Source organism: Clostridium sp. (assembly GCF_032552055.1).
Lineage (GTDB): Bacteria > Bacillota > Clostridia > Clostridiales > Clostridiaceae > Clostridium.
In genome coordinates this window covers 1-4,724 of record NZ_JAWGSV010000246.1, presented here as the reverse complement: position 1 = coordinate 4,724, position 4,724 = coordinate 1, and the positions used below count along the sequence as shown (strand labels likewise).

The 4,724-nt window shown below is 27.5% G+C and carries 4 protein-coding genes; all 4 read left to right on the top strand.

The genetic code is table 11. The features are described 5' to 3' along the window. Positions 1-488: 488 nt before the first annotated feature. Positions 489-1,952 (top strand): glycerol-3-phosphate cytidylyltransferase, encoded by a 1,464-nt coding sequence (gene tagD / locus E6248_RS13385; RefSeq protein ID WP_316341290.1) that lies wholly within the window; start codon positions 489-491, stop codon positions 1,950-1,952. Positions 1,953-1,964: 12 nt separating this feature from the next. Beyond that, positions 1,965-2,795, top strand: a complete 831-nt coding sequence (locus E6248_RS13380) for a LicD family protein (protein ID WP_316341289.1) — start codon at positions 1,965-1,967, stop codon at positions 2,793-2,795. 22 nt (positions 2,796-2,817) lie between these two features. Further along, a complete protein-coding gene (locus E6248_RS13375; RefSeq protein ID WP_316341288.1) occupies positions 2,818-3,633 on the top strand; it encodes a LicD family protein in 816 nt (271 codons plus the stop codon). Between the two features lie 31 nt (positions 3,634-3,664). Next, a partial coding sequence (locus tag E6248_RS13370) for a glycosyltransferase family 4 protein (RefSeq protein ID WP_316341287.1) occupies positions 3,665-4,724 on the top strand: 1,060 nt, incomplete at its 3' end.

The following is a 4,724-nucleotide window of genomic DNA, read 5'->3' as shown; positions in this document are numbered from 1 at the left end:
ATATATAAATGGAAGAAGCACATTCGGAGGTTAAATAGTTTTTAATAACATTATAATATTTATTATAAATTCAAATTTAGTATTTTATTTAAATACAATAAATATAACACTATTAAGCTATTTATATTAAGAGATGTAGAAAGATATGTGAATTTAATAGAAGCCTAAAAATAAATACAATTATAGAAGAGTGAATAAAAAGAGAGCAAATAGAGAATTGTTGTTTTTAGAAAAGATATATCTTATAATGGTAAAAGTATGTAAATAGAGAGTGGTTATAATATTTGTTCTGAAATATAAGTCATAATAACAATTAAGTTTACAAAATTATAAAAATAATCATAAATAGTTAATATAGTAAAATGAAATGTAGACATGATTAAATTTATGTTAAATAATTATAGATAAGTAGAAGAATTTGATAATGAAAAATATTTAAATTAGTATTTTAGAATTATTTATAATAAATAAAGAAGGGAGAATGACTGTTGAAAAAAATAGGCATTTTAGGAGCTGGGACATGGGGCATAGCCTTAGCAAGAGTGATATCAAATGGGGGAAACATAGTAACAGTATGGTCTGCTTTAGAAGAGGAAATAGAGGAATTATCTACAAAGAGAGTTCATCCTAAGCTACCGGATGTAACTATTCCAAAAGAGATAAGTTTTGTTAAAGAAATAAAGGATGCTTGCTTGGATAAGGATATTATTATATTTGCAGTACCTTCTATATTTATAAGAAAAACTGCATCTATAGCAAGAGAATATATAAAAGATGGTCAGATAATTATTGATGTGGCTAAAGGGATTGAATCAGATACGTTATATACATTAACTGAGGTAATTAAAGATGAATTAAGAAAAGATGGTTGTCATGAAAACGTAAGACTAGTTGCCCTTTCAGGTCCTACTCATGCGGAAGAAGTTTCTAGAGACATTCCTACAACCATTGTATCAGCATGCAAAGATTTAGAGGTTGCAGAATATGTACAAAATATATTTGAAAATACATGTATGAGAGTATATACAAATACAGATATAATTGGCGTTGAATTATCTGGAACTATAAAAAACATTATTGCGCTTGCAACAGGTATAGCAAGTGGATTAGGATATGGAGATAATACAAAGGCAGCATTAATTACAAGAGGAATTACAGAAATATCGAGACTTGGAACTGCTATGGGATGTTATGATCAAACTTTCAATGGTTTAGCTGGAATTGGAGATTTAGTCGTTACATCAATGAGTGAGCATAGTAGAAATAATAAAGCAGGTCAATTGATTGGAATGGGATATTCTATTGAAAATGCAATTAAGGAAGTTGGTATGGTTGTTGAAGGAATAAATGCTTTGCCAGCTGTTATTAAATTGGCTAATCAATACAAAGTTGATATGCCAATAGTTAGTGCAGTTAATTCAATAGTAAATGAAAAAGTTAATCCTAAGGATATAGTTGAAGGTTTAATGAAAAGGAAAAGAAAAACAGAGCTTCCAAAGTCAGCTCTAGATATAAAATTTGAAAATGCTATTTTAAGAAATAAGAGAGGTACAGAAATGAAGAGAATTATTACATATGGAACTTTTGATTTACTACATTATGGACATATTAATTTATTAAAAAGGGCTAAGGCATTAGGAGATTATTTAGTAGTAGTTCTATCTTCAGATGAATTTAACTGGAATGAGAAACAAAAAAAATGTTACTTTACATATGAACAAAGAAAGGCACTTTTAGAATCAATTAGATATGTTGATTTAGTTATTCCAGAGACAAGTTGGGATCAAAAAAGAATAGATGTACATGAATATCATATTGATACATTTGTTATGGGAGATGACTGGAGAGGAGAATTTGACTTTTTAAAAGAAGAAGGTGTTGAAGTAGTATATTTAGAGAGAACACCAGAAATCAGCACAACTCAAATAAAAAAAGATTTGAATAAAAACTAGGAGTTAAGATATATGGATAACAAAGAAAATTTATCAGAAATTCAAGTAGTTATTTGGAATATAGCCAAATATCTTAAAATGTATTTAGATGATAATAAGATTGAATACTATATGCTAGGTGGAACTTTACTTGGAGCAATTAGACATAAAGGTTTTATTCCTTGGGATGATGATATTGACCTTGGAATTCCAAGAAAGCAATATGAAGAATTTATTAATAATGTTCAAAAATCGCTACCAGAATATCTTAAATTACAGACATTTAGAAATGAAAAATCACATCATTATTATTTTGCTAGAATTGTTGATACAAGGCATACAGTTAAAAGAACTGGTAGTATAAAGGAAAGAAAAGAAGATGTCTGGGTGGATATATTTCCTTTAGATGGGATGCCTAATAAATATATTGAAAGAAAAATTCATATGTTTAAATTACTTTTTACAAGAATGATATATCATATTTCTTGTTTTGATAAAGTGAATTTAAAAAGACCAAATCGTCCATTATCAGAAAGAATAATAATAAAGATTGTTCAAATCACTAAATTTGGGCAAAATTCAGATATGTATAAATGGTTAGAAAAGATAGATTCAACTTTAAGGAAGTATCCATATGAGTCATCAAATTGGGTAATTAATTTTATGGGCCAATACAAATTTAAAGAAATGTTTCCAAAAAGTTATTATGGAAAAGGAAAATTGTATTCCTTTGAAGATAGTGAATTGCCAGGACCAGTAGATGCAGATGCTGTTTTAGCTCAAATGTATGGAGATTATATGACTCCACCTGAAGAGTGTAATAGGAATGCTCATGCTGTAGAATATGAAAAGGAAGAATTTTAAGTTGTAAATAGGAGAAATTAAAATGAATGATGAATTAAGAAAATTACAACTAGTAGATTTAGCGTTATTTAAGGAATTTTCTTGTTTTTGTGAAAAAAATAATATCAAATATTTTGCACTTGGAGGTACGCTTTTAGGAGCAGTTAGACATAAAGGTTTTATTCCTTGGGATGACGATATGGATTTAGGTATTCCAAGAGAAGATTATGAAAAGTTATTGTCGCTGTGTGAAAATAAGAAAACAGACTTTGAATTGCATACATTTCACAATGATGAAAACCACTATAGATATTTTGCACAATTAGAGGACTCATCAATAAAAATCAAAAGAAATGATAAAAGCGTTGCAGAAATATCTTCAGCTTGGATTGATATTTTTCCTTTAGATGGAATGCCAAACAATTCTGTAATAAGAACAGTTTGGAAATATTATTTACTTTATAGAAGAGCTATGTATAGATTCTCATGTTTTGATAAAGCGGTTAATGTGAATAAAAAAGGAAGACCTATGATAGAAAAGATTTTAGTAAAATTCGGGAAAGTAATTCCAATTCAAAAAATGCTTGATACAAAAAAAGAATTGATGAAATTAGATAAAGCATTAAAAAAATTTCCATATAGCAAATCTGATTATTTAGTTAATGCAATGGGAGCATATAAGTTTAATGAAATGTTTTCAAAGAAGATATATGGTGATGGAAAGTGGTATGAGTTTGAAGATACAAGAGTTTGGGGACCAGAAAATTATGATACAGTATGCAAACAACTTTATGGTGATTATATGAAAGTACCTAAAGAAGAAGAAAGAAATCATCATAGCTCAGAAGTATTGGAGTAATTATAAAGTCACTGAAAGGATTAATGATATTATGAAAATTTGTTATGTCACTCATTTACCAAATTTAACTGGAGCAAATCAATCATTGTTAGATATTTTGTCAAAAAATAATAGGGAAAAGGTTGAAGCTGTAGTTTTGTTAGGAAAGCATGGACCTTTAGAAAAGGAATTAGAAAAAATTAACATTAGATATGAAGTAATTCCATATTCTAGCGAGATAAAAGAGCCAGGAATAAACTATAAAAATATAGCAAAAAAAATAAAAAATTATTTCGCTATATTTAAAATCAAGAAGTTTTTTATTAAAGAAAAATTTGATATAATACACAATAATTCTCTATTTGTAGGCATTGGTATGGAAGCTGCTTACAAGATAGGTATTCCATATATTTGTCATATAAGAGACTTAATAGTAGCAGATCATAATGTATGTCTATTGAATGAAAAAAAGCAATTTGATTTAGCTAAAAAATCAAATAAGGTAATAGCAATATCAGAAAGTGTTAAAAATAAATTTTCATCTATTCTTAATGATAAAAAGATTGAAGTATTATTTGATGGCATTAATATAGAAAAATATATACTTCCTAACCATACTATTTTTCAAAATGATACAAAAACAAATAATGGAGTAATAAATGTATTTTTAGCAGGACGAATTTCTCCAGGAAAAGGTCAATTAGATGCAATCAAAGCAATTGAAGTAATTAAAAATAGAATTCATGATGGAAAAGTTAAAAATATAGAGGATATAAACCTATATATAGTAGGTGGAATTGGCGATAATAATTATTATCAGAAGATGACAAAATATGTTTCAGAAAATAAAATAAAGGGAATCCATATAATGGATTTTTGTAATGATTTAAAAAGTTTAAGAGAAAAATGTGATATAGGATTGACATGTTCAATTTTTGAGGCTTTGGGAAGAGTTACAATAGAGAATATGTTAAGTAAAATGCTAGTAATAGGTGCAGACACTGATGGTACAATAGAGATAATAAACGAAAAGACAGGATTACTTTATAAACATGGTGATTTTGTAGATCTTGCAGATAAAATTATATTTGCAGTAAATAATAAAGAAAAGA

Coding starts and splice junctions, on each gene's coding strand:
- E6248_RS13375 (WP_316341288.1), top strand. CDS start 2,818: ATGAATGATGAATTAAGAAAATTACAACTAGTAGATTTAGCGTTATTT.
- E6248_RS13380 (WP_316341289.1), top strand. CDS start 1,965: ATGGATAACAAAGAAAATTTATCAGAAATTCAAGTAGTTATTTGGAAT.